The organism is Brucella sp. TWI432, from assembly GCF_039674445.1.
Classification (GTDB): Bacteria; Pseudomonadota; Alphaproteobacteria; order Rhizobiales; family Rhizobiaceae; genus Brucella; species Brucella chromiisoli.
Genome location: NZ_JBDJNL010000003.1, coordinates 110,272 through 131,139, shown reverse-complemented (window position 1 = coordinate 131,139; position 20,868 = coordinate 110,272). Strand labels below are relative to the sequence as shown.

Sequence of the window (20,868 nt, the reverse complement as noted above, 5' to 3'; positions counted from 1 at the left end):
TGTTCGCCGTAAAGATTTGAGATTGGAATGAATATGGCCAACGATATTAAGCGCATTGCCGGGATTATAGCGCTCGAGATCAATGCAAAGCCCGAACAGGCAATCGCCGCCATTGGTTTGCTGGACGAAGGCTCAACCGTGCCATTCGTCGCCCGTTATCGCAAGGAAGTCACCGGCGGCCTTGATGACACGCAACTGCGCCAGCTTTCAGAGCGCCTCGCCTACTTGCGCGAACTCGAAGCACGCCGAAGCTCCATTCTCGAATCGATCCGCGGCCAGAACAAGCTCACACCGGAACTGGAACTGAAAATCGCAGGTGTCCAGACCAAGGCCGAGCTTGAAGACCTTTATCTTCCCTATAAGCCCAAGCGCCGCACCAAAGCGGAGATCGCCCGCGAACGCGGTCTTGGACCGCTTGCAGAAGCGATTCTCACCGACCGCAGGCTAGTTCCCATAGAAATTGCTGCGCAATATGTCACCGGAGACGTTGCCGACGTGAAGGCCGCTCTTGATGGCGCACGCGACATCATCGCCGAAGGCTTTGCTGAAAATGCCGAACTGATCGGCAATCTGCGCAACTATCTTAAAGAGCGCGCTGTGCTGCGCTCCCGCGTTGTCGATGGCAAACAGGAAGCTGGCGCAAAATTCTCGGATTATTTCGATCATTCCGAACGCTGGGCCAATGTTGCAGGCCATCGCGCTCTGGCCATGTTGCGCGGACGCAACGAGGATTTTCTGTCGCTCGATATTGAAATCGACGCCGACGACACTTCGCCTGTCAAACCGGTCGAACGCAAAATTGCCGCCGCCTATAATATCGGTGCAACGCTCCCCGGTGATCGCTGGCTGATGGAAGTCGCCGGCTGGGCATGGCGCGTCAAACTCTCGCTGTCCCTTTCACTCGACCTCATGCGCGAATTGCGTGAACGCGCCGAGGAAGAAGCAATCAACGTCTTCGCCCGCAACCTCAAAGACCTGTTGCTCGCAGCGCCTGCCGGTTCTCGCGCCACCATGGGGCTTGATCCGGGCATCCGCACGGGCGTCAAAGTCGCAATCGTTGACGGCACTGGCAAACTGCTCGACACAACAACGGTCTATCCGTTTCCGCCAAAGAACGATGTGCGTGGCACCCAGGCCGAGCTTGCAAGCCTGATCCGTAAACATAACATCGAGCTGATTGCGATTGGCAACGGCACAGGCAGCCGTGAGACCGAACGGCTTGTCGTGGATATGCTCAACGACCTGCCAGCGCCAAAGCCGCTTAAAGTCATCGTGTCAGAAGCAGGCGCATCGGTCTATTCGGCGTCAGAAGCAGCAGCGAACGAATTCCCGCAGCTCGACGTATCGCTGCGCGGTGCCGTCTCCATCGCCCGCCGCTTGCAGGACCCGCTGGCAGAACTCGTCAAGATCGAGCCTAAATCCATCGGCGTTGGCCAGTATCAGCATGATGTCGATCAATCGCGTCTGGCGCGTTCGCTCGATGCCGTGGTTGAAGATGCGGTGAATGCGGTTGGTGTTGATCTCAACACAGCTTCTGCCTCGCTGCTGGCACGCGTATCCGGTCTGGGAAAGTCTCTCGCCGAAGCAATTGTTGCGCATCGCGATGCAACAGGTGCCTTCAAGAACCGCAAGGAACTTCTGAAAGTCGCCCGCCTCGGCAATCGCGCTTTTGAACAATGCGCAGGCTTCCTGCGTATTGCGAACGGCACCGAGCCGCTTGACGCCTCCTCCGTTCACCCGGAAGCCTATGGCGTTGCCAAGAAAATCGTTGCCTCCTGCGGTCGCGATGTGCGCAGCCTCATGGGCGACAGTGCGGCGCTCAAAGCGCTCGACCCGCGTGTCTTTGTCGATGAGCGTTTTGGTCTGCCAACTGTGCGCGACATCATTGCCGAGCTTGACAAGCCGGGCCGCGATCCGCGGCCTGAATTCAAGACCGCGACCTTCGCCGACGGCATTGATGATATCAAGGACCTGAAACCCGGCATGATGCTCGAAGGCACCGTCACAAACGTTGCGGCCTTTGGTGCCTTCGTCGATATCGGTGTGCATCAGGACGGACTTGTCCATGTTTCACAACTCGCCGACCGCTTCGTCAAAGACCCGCATGAAGTGGTCAAGGCTGGCGATGTGGTGAAGGTGCGCGTGACGGAAGTGGATGTGCCACGCAAACGCATCGGCCTCACGATGCGCAAGGACGGTGGCGAAGCTCCCGCCCCGCGCAAGAATGCACAGCGCGACACAAAACCTGCACCCAAGCAAAACTTCACCCCGCGCAAACAGGAACAGCCATCAACCGGCGGTTTCGGTGCAGCCCTTCTGGAAGCGATGAAGAAGAAATAAGCTAAATCTTGTTGCCGATTGGAAAGCCGGTTGAGACTTTTCTCACCGGCATTTCATCGGTGGGAATAATCCAGCCACCGCGAATGGCGATGCGAACTTCATCGCCTTCTTCCAGCCGTATCGGATCGCGCACTTCAAAATGCAGATGAATATCCGGCTTGGTGAGCGGATGCGCCTCAATGCGTGAGCCGCCACCGCGATAGACGGAACGTTTGACACGCACCCGAATGCCACCGACCTCAGTCAATGCCAGATCTTCTGCACGAACGCAGAGTTTCGCATTAGCTCGCGGCATTTCGATGCCGGAACAACGCACCTCTGCACGGCTTCCCAGCACCAGCGCCTCGCAATGTCCCGCTTGCGCAAAGGACACCACCTCCGCAGGCAGAACCATGCCATGCGCGATGAAGGACGCGACCATTTCGCTGGCCGGTTCCTCGTAAAGCTTGCGCGGCGTATCGAACTGCTGAAGCTTGCCGTGATCAAGCACCGCAATCCGGTCCGCAAGCGCCATGGCCTCGGCCTGATCATGGGTGATGTAGATAATCGTCGTGCCGGTGCGCTTGTGAAAAGCTGCAAACTCATCTTCCATCGAAGCACGCAAATGCACATCGAGATTGGCGAGTGGTTCATCAAACAACACCAGTGACGGCGCTGCTACCAGACAACGGGCCAAAGCCACGCGCTGCCGCTGACCACCCGAAAGATTGGCCGGACGGCGGTCGCCGAAACCATCCAGATCGACCAGAGCCAAAGCTTCCGTGATGCGACGCTCACGTTCTGCCTTAGGCACTTTCGCGACTTTAAGGCTATAGCCGACATTCTCGGCAACCGTCATATGCGGCCAGAGCGCATAATTCTGGAAGACGATACCGACCTGCCGCTTTTCCGGTGGCACGCTGCCATCAACATGGGAAACGCGGCTTTCACCAATGTGGATTTCGCCGCCGTCAACATCTTCAAAACCTGCAATCATCCGCAGAAGCGTGGTCTTGCCGCAGCCGGATGGTCCGAGAATGGCAACAAATTCGCCGTCCTTGACATCAAGCGACACTTCAGACAGGGCCTGAAACTCGTTGAAGACTTTGGAAACAGAAGCAATTTTCAGTCGCGCCATGGCAGCACCCCGTTTGGAAGACGCCGCGCAAACAGATTTGTTGCAAGCATCAGCATGAATGTCACCGCAACGGCCAGAATGGATATGGCAGCCGCATAGGCGGAATCGCCCGCCTGTTCAAAAGAAAACATCACCACACCCAGCGTTTCCGATCCCGACACCCAGAGAAGCGCCGACACCGTCAACTCACAGAATGCGGTCATGAAAATGAGCACCCCGCCTGCAAGCGTCGCTGGTGCGACCAGAGGAAATATAATGGTCCTGAGCCGATAGAAAAGGCCAGCGCCTGCAATTCGCGCGGCTTCTTCCAGCGCACGATCAATCTGATGCAGACCAGCAACCGTTGGCCGCAGCGCCAGCACGAAGAAGCGTGCGAGATAAGCAAACAGGATGATCCAGAGCGTATTGTAGAGGCTGACACCAACCACCGGAAGCGGTTTCAGAAACAGGAGCAGGCAAGCAATCGCCAGCACGACGCCCGGCAACGCATAGGGCATCTCGGCTGCAAAATTAAGGATCGGCGTCCAGCGCCGTTTGCGCCATGCCAACATATAAGCAAGCGGAACCGCAATCAGCACGGCAAAACCCGCCGTCACCACCGACAAAAGAATACTGTTGCCAAACGCGCGGGCTGAGCCGCTGTGTTCAAGTATGACAAAGCGGAAATTTTCAAGCGTGGCCGTCGCAAAACTAAGCGGTACGCCATAGGCCGGAACCAGTGCTGAAAGTGTTAAGCCAATCAACGGCAGAAACAGCACGATCACAATCAACAGCCATGCCGCCAGCTCCGCCCAAAGGCGCCATACGCCAAGCGAAAAAGGTGCTGCGGGGAGCGACGTCGAAACAATGCGGAAATCACGACGGCGCGAGGCATAATCCTGTGCGGCAATGCCAGCCATGGCGATCAGACCAATCAGCACTGAAAGCACTGCAACACTGGAGAGAACAGCCGGCCCTCCGCCAGCAAGACGCTGATAAATCAGCGTTGGCAAAACGAGATAATTCGATGGAATTCCCAGGAAAGCCGGGATGCCGAAATTGCCGACACACGACACGAAAGCAAGCGCCGCGGCACCGATAATTGATGGCGTCATCAGCGGCAGGATAATGGTGCGCAGAACGGTCCATTTGCTTCCACCGGCACTCAGACCTGCTTCGACCAGCTCGCGCGGGAGTTTGCGCAAACCCGCCCGCACAATCAGAAAGACCAGCGGTCCATATTGCACACCGAGCAGAAAAATAATGCCCCATACGGAATAAAGCGGATTACGGCTTCCCAGCGGCGGCGCCATGCCGATTATCTTGAGGAACTGGCTTGAAGGCCCGAAAAGCTGGAGCCAGGCCAGCGCTGTTACCTGCGGGGCAATCAGCAGCGGAGTAACGTAAAAAAGCACAAAGACATTGCGCCCGCGCATATCCGTAAGGCCGACGAGCAACGCCGCCACAATGCCAAACACCAACGCCAGCAGCGTGCCGCCAATACCGATTTGAAGGGAATGCCATGTGGCAACCCATGTCGAACGGTGGCTGAGTGTTTCAGAAAGAACGGATGTCGAAAACTGCCCTTGCGGCGCAACAAGCTCAACGAGCAGACGCATAATGGGCAGAAGCGACAGCACCGCAACAATCAGCGTTACACCAACAATCAGGGCCGCATCACGGCCCTGAATATCTCGAAACATGCGCATTTCGTTTTATCCGCCAAACAGCTCGGAAAACTGCTTCTTGTCGCCATCCGTCTGATCGAGAACCTTCTGGGTGTCGATAGACATGATATTGATCTTGGTGCCTTCCGGCAACCATGCAGGGCGACCGACACCTTCCTTGGCAGGCAGATAGCCCTGCTCAAGTGCCAGCTTCTGGCCATCATCCGACAGGATAAAATCAACGAACTTCTTGGCGCCATCCACGTTCTTGGCGGTCGCCATGATCGCAACCGGTTCAGTCACGGCAGGCACACCTTCCGACGGGAATACGAATTCGATCGGCGAACCCTTGGCCTTTGCATTGAGCGCCATGAAGTCAACCAGAATGCCATATGGCTTTTCACCGCTCGCAACCGACTTCAGCACGGCGCCATTGCCCTTGACACTGGCCAGTTCATTGGTCTTGAGGTTCTTGAAATAATCCCAGCCAAGATCCTTGTTGAGCGCGAAACCGCTTAAGAGATAGGCCGCAGCACCCGAATAAAGCGGGTTCGGCATCACAACCTGACCCTTATACTCGGCCTTGGTAAGATCGGACCAATGCTCCGGCTTCTCAGCCGCACCCGTGTTATAAGCAATCCCAGTGGTGATCAGCTTGGAGCCGAAATAGGTCTTGTCGGCGTCATAGCTGTCCGCAGCAAAACCATCGACTTTGGCGTCCGTGTAAGGTAGCAGACGCTTGTCCTTCTTGAGACCTTCCATTGTCACCGCATCAGCGATCAGCAGAACGTCAGGCTGTGGCGCACCAGCCGAAAACTCGGCGGCAAGCTTGGTGAGGAGTTCGCTCGTTCCCGAACGGAAAATCTGAACATCCGTATCGGGGTTCGCCTTGCGGAAAGCTTCAACCGTCTTGGCCGCATCGGCCTCCGGCTGCGACGTGTAAAGCGTCAGCGTGTCGGCCTGTGCGACCGCCATGGACAGAGCAAGAAGAGCTGGAATGGCCGTTGCCCGCTTCAACATCTTGGTCATTGAGATTGCTCCTCGAATTTCTGTGTGATTTTCAGCAGCATGGGCTGCCGCTCCGGCGTGATTACGCTGCATACGAGCTGAAATGGCGCAGATACTGTCATATCGAGAAGCGCGATCATTCCTGTTCATGACTCACCTGTCAAACAAATCTCTAAAACATCTGCCGGAAAATCGGAAATGATTTCAAAAAGCAAAATGCCCTCCAGCAGATTTCTGATCCGCAGAAGGGCATTGATCAAATGACCCATTTAACCTTCCGCATCCCTCCAACTCGGAGGCGATGCGGATGCCATAAAGGTCTTAGACTTCAATTATATGACAATGTGAATCAGATTCAAATAATTATCTCAGCGGCGTGCGCAACCTGTGCGCCTGCTTCATAATAAGCTTCGCGCAAACCACGGAAGCTCTGCTCTTTCGGATCGCTGACCGGCAGAGGAAGACCGGCCTCACCGATCTCGCCTGAAACAAGCTGCGCGAGACATTTGCCAAAAACCGTACCCGGCGCAATGCCACGCCCATTATAGCCGGAGAATCCCACGACATTGCGCGCAAGCCGATGAAACTTCGGCAGGCTGTCATTGGTCATGCCGATCTTGCCATACCATTCGGCTTCAAACTCAACGTTGCCAATTTGCGGGAAGAGACGTTTCAGTGACTTCTTCGCCCATGCCTTGTGCACACTCGCACCCGTGTTGCGCAGCGCACCAACACTGCCAAACACCAGACGGCCCTGTTGGTCAAAGCGGAAAGAGGACAGGACTTCCTTTGTGTCCCATACGCCCTGACGTTCCGGCAGAATGCTTTTCTTCAAATTGTCTGAAAGCGGCTTTGTCGCCATGTTAAAATAGGGCAGATGCACAAGCTCGGCGCGCACTTCTGCCCATGGCGCATTGGTATAGGCATTGGTTGCAACCACCACCCAATCAGCTGTAACCGTGCCGGAAGCAGTCTTCACCACCCATTTGCCGTTCTGCTCACTGGCACCTGTCACAGGGCTTTGCGTAAAAATCTGCGCACCCGCAGCAGTGGCTGCATGGGCCAGCCCGCGTACATAGGCAAGCGGCTGAATGGTGCCCGCACGCAGGTCCAGCAGCGACCCCGTATAGGCTTGGGTACCAACCTTTAATTCCGTTTCCTTCTCATCAAGCAGCTTCACATTGGCACCGCGCCGCGCCCATTGTTCGTAGCGATCTTCAAGTTCCTTGAAACCTTTTTGACCGACAGCGCAATGAAGCGTGCCCTGCTTTTCAACTTCGCAGGCAATCTTGTGTTTTTCGATGATTTCAAAAACCAGCTTGGGCGCATTGCCGAGCACGTCAAGCAAACGGTCGCCATATTTTTCGCCCAGCACGCCGGGCAAGTCATCCGGCATGACCCACATGCCGGCATTGACCAGACCAACATTGCGGCCCGAACCGCCATAGCCGATCTCAATGCCTTCCAGCACGATTGCCTTTGTGCCTTTCTCGGCCAGATGCAACGCGGTCGAAAGCCCGGTAAATCCGCCGCCAACAATCACCACGTCGGCAGTCAGATCGCCCCTAAGTGCCGTGGTTTTCGGTGCAGCCGGTGCGGTCTTTTCCCAAAGGCCATGAGAGCGCGGATCATTAAGCATGGAGAGACAACCATTTCATATAACGAAAAACAAACGGCTTTTACCGTCCCAACTATTTCACGCGCCGGAAGTCTCAAGAACAGCAATATTTCTGCAACAATTCATGCCGGTTTGGAATGAACTACCCCAAAGCAATTGGGTTGCTCACTTGCCCCCCAATCCACTGGCAGAAAACCTGTGTCAGCGGATTTTCGAGTTTGCCTTCCGGGACAACGAGATAGTAATCATTTTCGGTCCGCATCGGCTGCTCGAAAAGCATGACCAGTTCGCCATTACGCAATTCCTGCTCGATCAGATAAAGCGGCAACAGCGCAAAGCCTAGACCTGCAAGTGCTGCCCCGATCACCATCGAAAACTGATCGAAACGGTGGCCACGATAAGCGGACTTGCCTTCAACGCCACAACTTTCAAACCATTGCGCCCACATTTTGGGCCGCGTTGCGAGATGCAGCAGCGGCTCATCTTCCAGCTCTTCCGGCGTTGCCGGATGCCGTGCTTTAAGAAGACTCGGACTTGCCACAGGCACAATCACCTCTGAGCAGAGAAAAGTGCAGGTCGCATGTGCCCAGACCGGCTGACCATAATGGATAGCCAGATCAAACGGCTGTTCTTCAAAGTCGAAAACACCAGAGCGTGAAGCCACATTGATGGCAATGCCGGGATGTTTTTCGACGAAATCCGGAATACGCGGCATCAGCCAGCGTGTGCCAAAAGTTGGCAAAGTCGCTATGCTGAACGAGGATGTCGACTGTGCTGACGCCATGGCGCGCAGCATCGTGTCTTCCGTCTGGTTGAGCAGCCGCCGCACTTCCGGCAGAAATTTTCGTCCTGCATCCGAGAGAAGAATACGCTGGCGAATGCGCTCAAACAGCAGCACACCCAGCTGACTTTCCAGATCCTTGATCTGGCGGCTGACGGCACTTTGCGTGAGATTGAGTTCATGTGCGGCTTGCGTAAAACTCCCGTGACGGGCTGCACACTCAAAGGCTTGCAGCGTGGCAATATCAGGGATCAGTCTCCTGCTCAGCTTCATTCCAATCTCGCATTAACATAGTTGCTTTCGTCGCGATCATAACCCCAAAACGGCTGATATGATACATTTTCATCATAATCGTGGTATGTTTTTTGAAAATCGACATACCAGTTAAGCAGACGGTCCAACTTCTACGGAAGCTCTTGCAATGAACGCGCAGAAATTCGTTTCGCCGGACGCCATTCGCTCCGCCTTTTCGGCAGCCATGTCGGCCATGTATAAGGAAGAAGTGCCTGCTTATGGCACGTTGATGGAACTCGTCTCCGATGTGAACGCAAAAGTTCTCGCAGACGACAAGCATCTGCATGAGCGTCTGACGGAAACAGATTCGCTCGAACGCATTTCCGAAGAACGTCACGGTGCCATTCGTTTGGGCACTGCCGCTGAGCTTTCCATGATGCGCCGCGCTTTCTCGGTCATGGGCATGTTCTCGGTTGGTTACTACGATTTGAGTGCCGCTGGTGTGCCAGTGCATTCCACCGCCTTCCGCCCGATCGACGATAGCGCACTCAAGCACAATCCGTTCCGTGTTTTCACCTCGCTCCTGCGCCTTGATCTGATCTCTGATGAGAAGCTGCGCGAAGAATCGGAAGACGTTCTCGCGAAGCGCCAAATCTTCACGCCGGGCGCAATTGCGCTTGTCGAGAAGGCGGAAGCCAATGGCGGCCTTGATGAAGCTGACGCGAAGACCTTCGTTGCAGAAGTGCTCGAAACATTCCGCTGGCACGATCATGCCAATGTCAGCGCCGAGCTGTACCACCGCCTCCACGATGCGCATCGCCTGATCGCCGACGTTGTTTCCTTCAAGGGACCGCACATCAACCACCTGACACCACGCACGCTCGACATCGACGCCGTGCAGGCCCAGATGCCGGATCGCGGCATTAATCCGAAGGCAGTTGTCGAAGGTCCACCAACCCGCAAATGCCCGATCCTTCTGCGCCAGACCTCGTTCAAGGCCCTGGAAGAAGAAGTTTCGTTCGTCAACGCAGACGGCACCTGGACCCCAGGCTCCCATACTGCCCGTTTCGGTGAAATCGAACAGCGTGGCGTAGCCCTGACGCCAAAGGGCCGCGCGCTTTACGACAAACTGCTCAATGACACCCGCGCCATTGCCCGCCCCGCACCGGATGGCTCGAATTCGGCTGAATATGTGAAGGCGCTGAGCGACACCTTTGCCGCTTTCCCGGATACATGGGCAGGCATTCGCGAAGAAGCGCTTGGCTATTTCGCCTATTCGGTCAAGGATGCCGCACGTCTTGCAGCTTTCAAACCCGATACCGATATTGAAACTCTGATCGAAGGCGGGGCAGTCCAGTTCGATCCGATCATCTATGAAGACTTCCTGCCGGTCAGTGCGGCTGGTATCTTCCAGTCAAATCTGGGCGACGACGATGCGCAGGATTTTGTGGAAAGCCCGAACCAGAAGCGTTTCGAGGAAGACCTTGGCGCCAAAGTTCTTAATGAATTCGAGCATTATGCTCGCATCGAACGCGAATCCATTAGAGCTGTACAGGCCCGCCTGAGCGGTCTTGAAGCAGCAGAATAACTAAGCATTTCCAGCAAAATTGCGAAGCGGTTTTGCGTCGGACAATGCGTAAATATAACCAACGAGAGCAGTAACTACGAACCCGCTCTAATTTAAACTGCTCTCGTGATTAAGCCGGTTAAGAGGATAAACATGAACACCACTGTTAAAAAGCTCGACGTGAAAAAAGAAGCCGCAGAGCTGCTTTCAAAGCTTGGCGTTGACGCAGCCCTTTACACGTCGGGCGACCTCGCTGGCTTCAGCCCGGTCTCCGGTGAGCAGATCGCATCGGTCAAGACCCACAGCAAGGACGATGCAGTCAAGATCATCGACAAGGCTGATGAAGCATTCCGCGCATGGCGCACCGTTCCAGCGCCAAAGCGTGGCGAACTGATCCGCCTCCTGGGTGAAGAACTCCGCGCTTCCAAGGAAGATCTCGGCCGTCTCGTTTCGCTTGAAGCTGGCAAGATCCCTTCGGAAGGCCTCGGCGAAGTACAGGAAATGATTGACATCTGCGATTTCGCAGTCGGCCTGTCGCGTCAGCTCTACGGTCTCACCATCGCAACCGAACGCGCTGGCCATCGCATGATGGAAACCTGGCATCCGCTTGGCGTTGTCGGCGTTATCTCGGCCTTCAACTTCCCCGTCGCTGTCTGGTCGTGGAATGCTGCGCTGGCCATCGTTTGCGGCAACTCGGTTGTCTGGAAGCCTTCTGAAAAGACTCTTCTGACCGCTCTTGCCTGCGACGCAATCTTCCAGCGCGCGCTCAAGCGTTTCGGTGAAGCGCCAGAAGGCCTTGCGCTGCTTCTGCTCGGCGACCGTGAAGTTGGTGAAGTCCTCGTTGACAGCCCGAAGGTTCCAGTTGTTTCGGCAACCGGTTCGACCCGCATGGGCCGCGAAGTTGGCCCACGTCTTGCAAAGCGTTTTGCGCGTGCGATTCTCGAACTCGGCGGCAACAATGCCGGTATCGTCTGCCCATCGGCAGATCTCGACATGGCACTGCGCGCCATCGCTTTCGGTGCAATGGGCACCGCTGGTCAGCGCTGCACCACACTGCGTCGTCTGTTCGTGCATGAAAGCGTTTACGACGCACTCGTCCCACGTCTGCAAAAGGCTTATGCCAGCGTTACCGTCGGTTCGCCACTTGAAACGACAGCTCTGGTTGGTCCATTGATCGACAAGATTGCTTTCGACAACATGCAGAAGGCGCTCAAGGAAGCAGCCGCTCACGGCGGCAAGGTACAGGGCGGCGAACGCGTCGAAACCGGCCATGAAAACGCTTACTATGTGCGCCCGGCAATCGTGGAAATGCCAAAGCAGGAAGGCCCAGTTCTCGAAGAAACTTTCGCACCGATCCTGTACGTCATGAAGTATTCCGATTTCGACGACGTGCTGGCGAGCCACAACGAAGTTGGCGCAGGCCTGTCCTCGTCGATCTTCACACTCAACCTGCAGGAAGCAGAACGCTTCCTTTCGGTTGAAGGTTCGGATTGCGGCATTGCAAACGTCAATATCGGCACTTCGGGTGCTGAAATCGGCGGCGCATTCGGCGGCGAAAAGGAAACTGGTGGTGGCCGTGAATCGGGTTCCGATGCGTGGAAGGGCTATATGCGCCGCGCAACCAACACCATCAACTACTCGAAGGCTCTGCCGCTCGCACAGGGCGTTTCCTTCGACATCGACTAATCGGTCTCACGATAGATAAAAAGAAACCCCGCTTTTGGCGGGGTTTTTTATTGAGCATAACCAATTTCTCATATTGTGGATAATACACAATAGTTGCATTGCAACAAGTCTGCGCCTCCCGAATAAGCACCAGCATGTTTTCTTATTCACTGCGGGGCGGCATGTCTAAATCGACTTTATCTCTTCTGCTTGGTATTTTGTTCGGCTCCCTTATTTTAAGTGGTTGCAATACCAGCTCGGACCCTACAGCGCTTAACAAAAGCGCGATTGAAAGCGCGCGCAAGACGGAGGGCTATGTCGCTGCGAAAGGTGCTGCAATCGTCGCTCGCGTGACGATTAATGGTAAAATATGCCATCAGGCGAACATTCAATTGCAACCACTGGAGAACGGCCTGTTGGTGCCGCATAATGTTACGAATATCGGGCAAAATTTCAGCTTCGCTGATCTTGGTAAGATTACTCTCAGGATGGCTACCTTGAACATTCCTGGTGTTTTCGACGTATTGGATAGTCAGGATATTCGCGTGTCATTCCAGCCGATAGCACCAGGCGAATATGGCATATCGCGCATCATCTGTAGCTGGGACGCCAATCATCGAAGCGTACTTGAAGCCAGCAGTCGCGGCTTTTTTGGACTGGGCGCGAAAAAATCGCTTGTACCATTGCAACTTGACGGTAAAATTTCGATAAAAAGGGGAGAGATTGTCGACGCTGGCGTTCTTAACATCATCTCCAGCAGCAAGGGACGCGCTATAATTCTGGCATCGCCAGCACCACAATCATATCGCGACACCATCAAACGAAATTTGCCGGAGCTGTATCCGAAAATCACATTCCGACAGTTTAGCCATTAAAGTCTAAACCGGACAATACATGAAAGCATTTCCAGCAGAAGTGCGCAGCGGTTTTGCTGGAAATGCGTAAAAACAATAAGATAGAGCGAGCCAGGCGATCCGATTAACCGCGGCACGCTCTAATCTATCATTTATAAGAGATTCCATCTGACCTTAAATTGATCCAACGCCAGTGCTCATCTCTTAACCCGAAACAGGGTGCCAACAGCCGTCATTAGACGAGTAGCACATACCACGCTCACCCGTCACATCATCATCGTTAGCTGCTTCACACTCGTCCTGTGAGCCATAAAGACATTGGCTATCGAAAGCTAAGTATTTATTTGTTGCTGACGCAAAATTTCCATTATAAAGCACCCGCGGTACATTCATGGCTGATGTATTAAATGTACTGGATGGCACTATGTGCGTGATATTTTCCTGATTCGCATAAACAGGGGTGGAAGCAATCAGTGTCAACATTGAAACAATAGATAAAAAATAATTTTTCAGAATGTCCTCTTACAGATAACATAAATTTTTTATGAATTACTGCTCAAGACATCAATAAAAATTTTTTCTTCACAACTATTGTAAAAAACCTTCAATAAAAAAAGCGACCTATTAGGCCGCTTTTTAAGAGTTATTCAGCTTGGATTTCACCCAACGCGCTCAGATGCGAACGACCCGGGGCTAGCCGGGAAGACAACGGTACGATTGCCGTTGAGGAATGAACGATGATGAATATGCGCGTGAACGGCGCGCGCCAGAACCTGCGCTTCGACATCACGGCCAATGGACACGTAATCGGCAGCACTTTGCGCATGCGTCACGCGCGCCACATCCTGCTCAATGATCGGACCTTCATCAAGATCGGCAGTCACATAATGCGCTGTCGCGCCAATCAGCTTCACACCACGCTCATAGGCCTGCTTGTAAGGGTTTGCCCCCTTAAAGGATGGCAGGAAAGAATGGTGGATATTGATGATCTTGCCCAACATTTGCTGGCAAAGCTGATCGGACAGAACCTGCATATAGCGCGCCAGAACCACCAGTTCCGTGCCCGTGCTCTCAACAATATCCATCAGACGCTGCTCGGCCTCTGGCTTGTTAGCTTTGGTCACGGCAATATGATGGAATGGAATGTCGTGATTAACAACGACCTTCTGATAATCGAAGTGGTTGGACACAACGCCCACAATATCGATCGGCAGCGCACCGATCTTCCAACGATAAAGAAGATCGTTAAGGCAATGGCCAAAACGCGACACCATCAACAGCGTCTTTGTACGGTGGGCATCGTCGTGAAAATCAAAATCCATTGCGAAAGGCGCGGCTATTGCTCCAAATCCTTCGCGCAAGGCTTCGAGTGCAACACCTTCTTCGGAAATAAAGCTGACGCGCATGAAGAAGCGGCCGGTATCCAGATCGTCGAACTGGGCGCTGTCAATGATGTTACACCCCTTACCCGCAAGATAACCCGAAATAGCAGCAACAATACCGCGCGTGGATTTGCAGGTGACGGTCAAGACAAAATTATGCATCGGAATTCCTCTATTACGCAGGCATAACCACACCGTCCGTTCTACTGTACGATAAGGTGCCAACCATGCCAGAATACGTAATGCACTGACCGGATTGCGCTATCAAGTCGATAATGCGTTAAGACCTCAAGAAGTGGAGTTAAACCGTCGATGTCACCTTGTTCAGATGACGCGGCTTATCTGGATCATACCCCTTACGGCGCGTGACCGCCTCAACAATCCGATAATAATTAATGAGCGAAACCAGCGGATCAAGATGACCATTCCCGGTAGATGCAGAAGGCACCCGATGGCCCGGAACGTCGGCATCGCCGAATGAAACAAGGTTTGCACCAAAGGACTTAAGCCTGTTGAGGGCCTGAATGCTTGTTTCAAGCGCCTCATCCTGCGTTATGAACGATAGAATCGGAAAGCCTGGCTCCACCAGCCGCATCGGTCCATGCATCAGTTCTGCAAGCGAGAACGCCTCCGCGTGAATATTGGCCGTTTCCTTCGCTTTAAGCGCCGCCTCAAGCGAAATGGCATAGGCTGTGCCGCGTCCGCCCGTGAACAGTGATTTTGCCTCGACCAGCAAGTCTTCCACCACCGCACGACCTTCCGGCCTTGTTGCAGCCAAGGCTTCCGGCAGGCGACTCAAACCATCTTTCAGTCTTGTATCTTGGCTGGCTGCGGCCACCACACCCGAAAGGGCAGCAACAGAGGCAATGAAGGACTTGGTCGCCGCAACGCTTTTCTCTTCGCCCGCATGAAGTGCGAGCACAATATCAGCCCCTTTTGCAAGCGGGCTATCGGTCACGTTTACAACGGCAACAGTCGTCGCTCCTGCATGCTTTGCAGCATCCTGCACCGCAATGATGTCCGGGCTTGCCCCCGATTGCGACACAGTGAAATGCAGCCCCCCCTTCAATCTGAGTTTCGCGCCATAAACGGAAGCCACCGATGGCCCGACAGAGGCAACCGGAATGCCTGTGGCAATCTCCATCAGATACTTGAAAAATGTCGCCGCATGATCGGAAGAGCCACGTGCAGCCGTCGTAATGACTGCGGGCGATTTTTCAAATAGCCGTCCGATCTCAGCAAATGTCCCGGCCTCTGCTGCAAGAAGTTTCGCCACCACGGATGGCGACTGTTCGGTTTCTTGCAGCATCAGGGATGGAACAGTTTGCATGCTTATTCTCCGGATACGTCTTCAAACTCATATCAATGTTGTGGCTGCGGCCCCACCTCTGTTTGATCCGGCTCCTTGACGCGGAACCATGCCACGTAAAGAGCCGGGAGAAACAGAAGCGTAATCGCCGTCCCGGCAATGATTCCGCCCATCATGGCATAGGCCATAGGCCCCCAGAAAACTTCTCGCGCAATCGGAATGAGCGCCAGACTTGCAGCTGCAGCGGTCAATGCAATGGGCCGCATACGATGCTGGCTTGCCTGCACAACCGAATCCCACGGATGCATACCCTCGCTGATATGTTCTTCCACCTGCACGATCAGAATAACCGAGTTACGGATAAGAATGCCGATAAGCGCCAGCACGCCAAGAATGGCAACAAAGCCCAGCGGCTTCCCGCTCGGAAGCAAGGCTGCAACCACACCAATCAGACCAAGAGGCGCAACTGCAACCACAAGAAACAAGCGCTGAAAACTCTGCAATTGCAGCATCAGAACTGTTGCCATGACAAACAGCATCAGCGGCACAACGGCGATAATCGGCCCCTGACTTTTGCCGCTTTCTTCCACTGTACCCGCCGTCACAATCGAATAACCCGCCGGCAGATTTTCGATGAATTTATTCACCGCAGGCTGCAATTCACTCACAATCGTATCCGGCATTGTATTGTCATTAATACCGGCAGCAACCGTGATGGTTGGAATGCGCGAACGGCGATAGACCACCGGCTGCTCCAGCTCATGATGGAAGTTGGCAATGGCTGCGAGCGGCACGGAGCTGCCGTTGCCGGTTGCGATTTGCAGACTCTGCAATGTGTCGATGGAATCGCGTTCGTGTTCTTGCGCCCGCACGATGACATCAATCAGATAGATGGAATCACGCACCTGCGTAATCGGAATGCCACCCACCACGCCATTGAGCGTCGTGGCAATATCCTTGGACGAAATGCCAAGCTTGCGCGCCTTGTCCTGCATGACATCCACACGGATAACACGGCCGGGTTCATTCCAGTTGTAACTGACGACACCCAATCGCTTATCTGCGTTCATGATGCCGGCAAAGTCCTGCGCGATACCACGCAATTTCTGAATATCAGGTCCGGAGATGCGATATTGTACCGGGCGCCCAACCGGCGGCCCGAGTTCAAGGAACTTCACATAAGTATCCGTGCCGACATAATCCTTACGCAAGGCCTCATCAAATTTTGCCTTTAAACGATCGCGCGCCTCCACGTCCTTGGCAACAACCACCATCTGCCCGAAATAGGGATTGGCAGGTTGTACATCAAAGGAAAGAATAAAGCGGATCGCGCTCTGCCCGATATAAGTGCTCCAGTGATCGACGTCCGGATTATCCTTGAGCATCGTCTGCTCAAAGCGCTCCATCTGCGCCTTGGTATCGGCAATTGAGCTGTTTTGCGGCAAGGTCCAGTCGATCACCAGTTCCGGACGGTCAGACTCCGGGAAGAACTGACGTTCAATAAAGCCCATTCCAAAAACCGAGATGACAAACAAGGCAATCGTCGTCAGAATCGTGATCCACTTATGACGCATCGCCAAAACCAGCGTCTTCGAAAAGGCCTCAAAGAAGCGGCCACGCTTTTCTTCATGGTGCTTCATCTTTTTGGGCAGGAAAGTCACACCCAGAAGCGGCGCAAACAACACGGCCACAATCCAGGAAACAATCAGCGAAACAGCAATCACCACAAAAAGCGTATATGTATATTCACCGGCCTGACTCGTGTTGAGGCCAATCGGTATAAAACCCGCAATCGTCACAAGCGTGCCTGTCAGCATTGGGAAGGCCGTATGCGAATAGACATAGGTCGCAGCCTTGTTGATGGGATCGCCATGCTCCAGCCGCGCAACCATCATCTCAACCGCAATCATCGCATCATCGACCAGAAGTCCCAGCGAAATAATCAGCGCCCCAAGCGACACACGTTGCAGCGAAATATCCATCAACGACATGACAAGGAAGGTGATCGCCAGCACCAGCGGAATGGAAAGCGACACGACAAAACCTGCACGCAGGCCAAGGCTGATAAAGCTCACCGCAAGTACGATGACAACGGCTTCAAACAGCGCTTTGGTAAAGCCGGAGACGGCATCCTGAACAACTTCAGGCTGATCGGCAACCTTGAAAACATTAACGCCAACCGGCAGTTCAGCTTTCAACTGCTCCATCATCGCATCAAGTTTTGCACCAAATTCCAGCAGATTGCCATTTGGTTTCATGCCGATGCCAAGACCAATCGCATCTTGGCCATTAACCCGAAAAATCGCTGATGGCGGATCGACATAGCCGCGCGTGATCGTCGCAACATCGGACAAGCGAAAGAAACGGTCATTCACGCGCAGATTGACGGCTCGCAGATCATCTTCAGAGTTGAACTGGCCGCTCACCCGCACGCTGATGCGTTCTGGCCCCGCCTGCACGACACCAGAGGGCGTGATCGCATTCTGATCCTGAAGCGCTTTGAGAATTGCCTGCTGATCAAGACCAAGGGCTGCGACTTGCCGCGTCGAGAATTCGAGATAAATTGCCTCATCCTGCGCACCGATCAGCTCAACCTTACCGGCATTGGGAATGGTGAGGATTTTTGTGCGCACATCTTCGGCATAATCGCGAAGCTGCCGCATCGACAACCCGTCAGCGGTGAAGGCAAAAATATTGCCGAATACATCACCGAACTTATCGTTGTAATAAGGCCCATAAACGCCATCAGGCAAACTGGGCTTGATGTCATCGAGCATGTGCCGCACTTCAGTCCAGGCTTCTGCCACCTGCTTCTTGCGCACTGTCGATTTAAGAAACACAAACACAACCGACTTGCCAGCCGTTGTCACGCTGCGTGTGTAGTCAAGCGTATCAAGCTCTTCGAGCTTCTTTTCAAGCCGGTCTGTGACCTGGTTCATCGTCTCATCGATGGAAGCACCTGGCCAACTTGCCTGAACGACCATCGTCTTGACTGTGAATTCCGGATCTTCGGCGCGACCGAGGTCGAGATAGGACACAAGCCCCGCGACCAGAAACACCATCATAAAATACCACACCAGCGAGCGGTGGTTCAGCGCCCAGTCAGAAAGATTGAAACCTTTTTTCACAGGCTGCTTCCCCTTGCATCCAACTGGACTTTTTGACCTTCTTCAAGCTGGTGCACACCAGCCGTCGCCACATAGCTTCCCACCTCCACATTGTTTGCCAGAAAACTGTCGGCGCGGCGCTCGACAAGCTCAACCTCGTGAAGACTTACAGTTTGCGTTTTTGGATCAATCACCCAGATTGCAGTTTTTCCGTCTTTTTCAAACAATGCCTGTATCGGCAAAGTGACATGATCTTTCTGAGCGCTTGCAAGCCCTGCCCGAATTGTTGCGCCAAGGCGGAAACCTTCCGGCGGATTATCAAGCGCAATCCGAACACGGCGCGTGCGGGTCTGCGCATCTGCTTGCGGCGCCACCTCGCGCACTCTGCCAAGACCTGTCACGCTCGGATCCGCCTGCAACTGAACATGAAAAGGCGTACCGGCCGCAAAATAGTCACGCATACTGTCGGGAATATCGAGAACTGCTTCGCGAATATCGGGGCGTGCAACCGTCATCACGGCTTGTCCTGCGGCCACAACCTGACCAACTTCTGCATTGGTGGCAGAGACGACACCATCAAAATCCGGGCTCAAAACAGCATACCCACGCTGATCTTCCGCCTTGCGTAAGCCTGCCTGCGCTTTTTCAAGTCCGGCTTCAGCACTGTCACGCGCCTGCTTTGCTGCATCGTAATCGGCTTGCGAAATGTTATTGCCCTTAAGCAGAATATGCAGGCGTTCTTCGCTACCGGCAGCATTGGCAAACTGAGCCTGCGCGCTTGCAAGGTCGGCTTTTGCCGATTGCACCGCAAGATCAAGCGTCGCAGGATCAAGCATGGCGACCGTCTCGCCTTTTTTCACCAGATCGCCGATACTAACAGGCCGCGCAATGATGCGACCAAGCACCCGAAACGCCAGATTTGTTGAATAACGCGGCTCAATGGAACCGGCAAAGCTGGTTTGTGTTTCAGGCTTTGACGCAGCAATTGTGTAAAGCACGGGACGAACAGGCTCAGTCCCTGCTGTTTGATCGTCCTCCTTGCCACAGGCTGCAACTGTCAAAAGGACAGCGGAAAAAACGAAGGCGCAGCAGAGTTTCAGCATCGGTTTCATTGCGCGCCCGCTCCTTCCAGACCCTGCATGATCTCTGTCTGGGCACCAGAACGCAGCAATTGCGCGCCCTTGGTGACAACAAGGTCTCCGGCATTCAGACCAGATGCAACAATCACCCGCTCCTTTTCAAACGCCAGCACCCGAACAGGAGCCAGCGTTGCAAGCTTGGTCTTCTTGTCCACCCGCCACACAGCCGTTTTCCCGGCATCCGATGTCATCACGCTCCACGGCAAAATGAAAACCTGCTGACCATCCATATGAACCGTGCCGGTCACAATCGCGCCGAGTGCCATTTGCGCTGGCACCTCTGAGATACCAACCTTCACGCGCACAGTGCCTGTCTGCGCATCGACCACCGGAGAGATTTCACGAATACTTCCTTCGGTTTTAACATTTTCATCGGAAAGCAGGCCGAGTGTCACGCCCATGCCAATTTTGGCATGGTTGACCAACGTTTCCTGAACATCGAAAATCGCGTCACGTGCACCGTCTTCGGCAATTGAAAACGCGGTTTGTGCGGCCTGCACAACCTGCCCGCTCTCCACATTGCGCGCGGTTACAACACCGGCAGCCGGAGCGCGAAGCTCTGTGTAAGACAACTCGTCACGCGCATTGCTCAACTGGCTTTCAGCATTGGAAAGCGTACTTTGTGCCGTGCGTAAAACCTGTTGTGCCTGATCAAACTGGCTGCGCGTGGTAAACCCCTGCCCCAGCAAAGTCTGCTGACGTTTAAAACTGGCTTCTGCCTGAACGAGCTGCGCTTTTGCAGCATCCTGCGAGGCTTGTGCAACGCGCATATTGGCCTTTTGCTCGGCATTATCGATCCGGGCAAGAACCTCGCCTTTATCAACATGCTGACCAATCTCAACAAGGCGCTCGACAACCTGTCCATTCAGGCGAAAGGATACATTGACCAGAGAACGGGCAGCAACAGCCCCCGACAGCGTCAATTGCGGCTGGTAATCGACCAGCTTGCTTTCAATCACAGCGACCGGAATCGTTCCGCTCATTTCAGAATGCGCCACAAGGCCCGAAGCCAGAACCGCAGCGGCCGCAATAAGGACACGCGCGATTGCTTTGCACACCCTCCGCCCACCATGAACAAGGAGAAGAACTCTTGCGGCCATG

At 54.2% G+C, this 20,868-nt stretch carries 14 protein-coding genes; 4 read left to right on the top strand and 10 right to left on the bottom strand.

Going from position 1 to position 20,868, the window contains the following annotated elements; all coding sequences use genetic code 11:
- The first annotated feature begins 33 nt into the window (after positions 1-33).
- The gene (locus ABE527_RS07825; RefSeq protein ID WP_499696575.1) at positions 34-2,340 is read left to right on the top strand and encodes a Tex family protein; all 2,307 of its coding nucleotides are present in this window, start codon (positions 34-36) and stop codon (positions 2,338-2,340) included.
- 1 nt (position 2,341) lies between these two features.
- On the opposite strand, the gene ABE527_RS07820 is transcribed toward ABE527_RS07825, so the two are convergent.
- The 5 genes from ABE527_RS07820 to ABE527_RS07800 form a co-directional block, all read right to left on the bottom strand.
- Positions 2,342-3,457 (bottom strand): ABC transporter ATP-binding protein, encoded by a 1,116-nt coding sequence (locus ABE527_RS07820; protein ID WP_499696574.1) that lies wholly within the window; start codon positions 3,455-3,457, stop codon positions 2,342-2,344.
- The gene (locus tag ABE527_RS07815; RefSeq protein ID WP_499696573.1) at positions 3,445-5,145 is read right to left on the bottom strand and encodes an ABC transporter permease; all 1,701 of its coding nucleotides are present in this window, start codon (positions 5,143-5,145) and stop codon (positions 3,445-3,447) included. Before ABE527_RS07815 ends, ABE527_RS07820 begins: the two co-directional genes overlap by 13 nt.
- A 6-nt stretch (positions 5,146-5,151) precedes the next feature.
- On the bottom strand, positions 5,152-6,132 hold the full coding sequence (locus tag ABE527_RS07810) for an ABC transporter substrate-binding protein (protein ID WP_499696572.1): 981 nt from the start codon (positions 6,130-6,132) through the stop codon (positions 5,152-5,154).
- Positions 6,133-6,466: 334 nt separating this feature from the next.
- Positions 6,467-7,750, bottom strand: a complete 1,284-nt coding sequence (locus ABE527_RS07805; protein WP_499696571.1) for an NAD(P)/FAD-dependent oxidoreductase — start codon at positions 7,748-7,750, stop codon at positions 6,467-6,469.
- A 121-nt stretch (positions 7,751-7,871) separates the two neighbouring features.
- Positions 7,872-8,783 carry a LysR family transcriptional regulator gene (locus tag ABE527_RS07800; protein WP_323054556.1) on the bottom strand — a complete coding sequence of 304 codons (912 nt, stop codon included), beginning with the start codon at positions 8,781-8,783 and terminating at the stop codon, positions 7,872-7,874.
- Positions 8,784-8,931: 148 nt separating this feature from the next.
- Between ABE527_RS07800 and hglS the strand changes: the two genes are divergently transcribed.
- The 3 genes from hglS (at position 8,932) to ABE527_RS07785 (ending at position 12,851) form a co-directional block, all read left to right on the top strand.
- Complete coding sequence (hglS, locus tag ABE527_RS07795; RefSeq protein ID WP_499696570.1) at positions 8,932-10,332, top strand: 2-oxoadipate dioxygenase/decarboxylase HglS; 1,401 nt, start codon at positions 8,932-8,934, stop codon at positions 10,330-10,332.
- 132 nt (positions 10,333-10,464) lie between these two features.
- Positions 10,465-11,997: an L-piperidine-6-carboxylate dehydrogenase gene (amaB, locus tag ABE527_RS07790; RefSeq protein ID WP_499694011.1), complete on the top strand. Its 1,533-nt coding sequence runs from the start codon at positions 10,465-10,467 to the stop codon at positions 11,995-11,997.
- A 161-nt stretch (positions 11,998-12,158) separates the two neighbouring features.
- Positions 12,159-12,851 carry a hypothetical protein gene (locus tag ABE527_RS07785; protein WP_499694012.1) on the top strand — a complete coding sequence of 231 codons (693 nt, stop codon included), beginning with the start codon at positions 12,159-12,161 and terminating at the stop codon, positions 12,849-12,851.
- A 638-nt stretch (positions 12,852-13,489) separates the two neighbouring features.
- On the opposite strand, the gene purU is transcribed toward ABE527_RS07785, so the two are convergent.
- The 5 genes from purU to ABE527_RS07760 form a co-directional block, all read right to left on the bottom strand.
- Entirely contained in the window at positions 13,490-14,374 is an 885-nt protein-coding gene (gene purU / locus ABE527_RS07780) for a formyltetrahydrofolate deformylase (protein WP_265985649.1), read from the bottom strand.
- Positions 14,375-14,513: 139 nt separating this feature from the next.
- Complete coding sequence (locus tag ABE527_RS07775; protein WP_499696569.1) at positions 14,514-15,542, bottom strand: SIS domain-containing protein; 1,029 nt, start codon at positions 15,540-15,542, stop codon at positions 14,514-14,516.
- A gap of 32 nt (positions 15,543-15,574) precedes the next feature.
- On the bottom strand, positions 15,575-18,649 hold the full coding sequence (locus ABE527_RS07770; protein WP_499696568.1) for an efflux RND transporter permease subunit: 3,075 nt from the start codon (positions 18,647-18,649) through the stop codon (positions 15,575-15,577).
- Entirely contained in the window at positions 18,646-19,740 is a 1,095-nt protein-coding gene (locus ABE527_RS07765) for an efflux RND transporter periplasmic adaptor subunit (RefSeq protein WP_499696567.1), read from the bottom strand. Before ABE527_RS07765 ends, ABE527_RS07770 begins: the two co-directional genes overlap by 4 nt.
- A complete protein-coding gene (locus ABE527_RS07760; RefSeq protein WP_499696566.1) occupies positions 19,737-20,867 on the bottom strand; it encodes an efflux RND transporter periplasmic adaptor subunit in 1,131 nt (376 codons plus the stop codon). Before ABE527_RS07760 ends, ABE527_RS07765 begins: the two co-directional genes overlap by 4 nt.
- Position 20,868 lies beyond the last annotated feature (1 nt).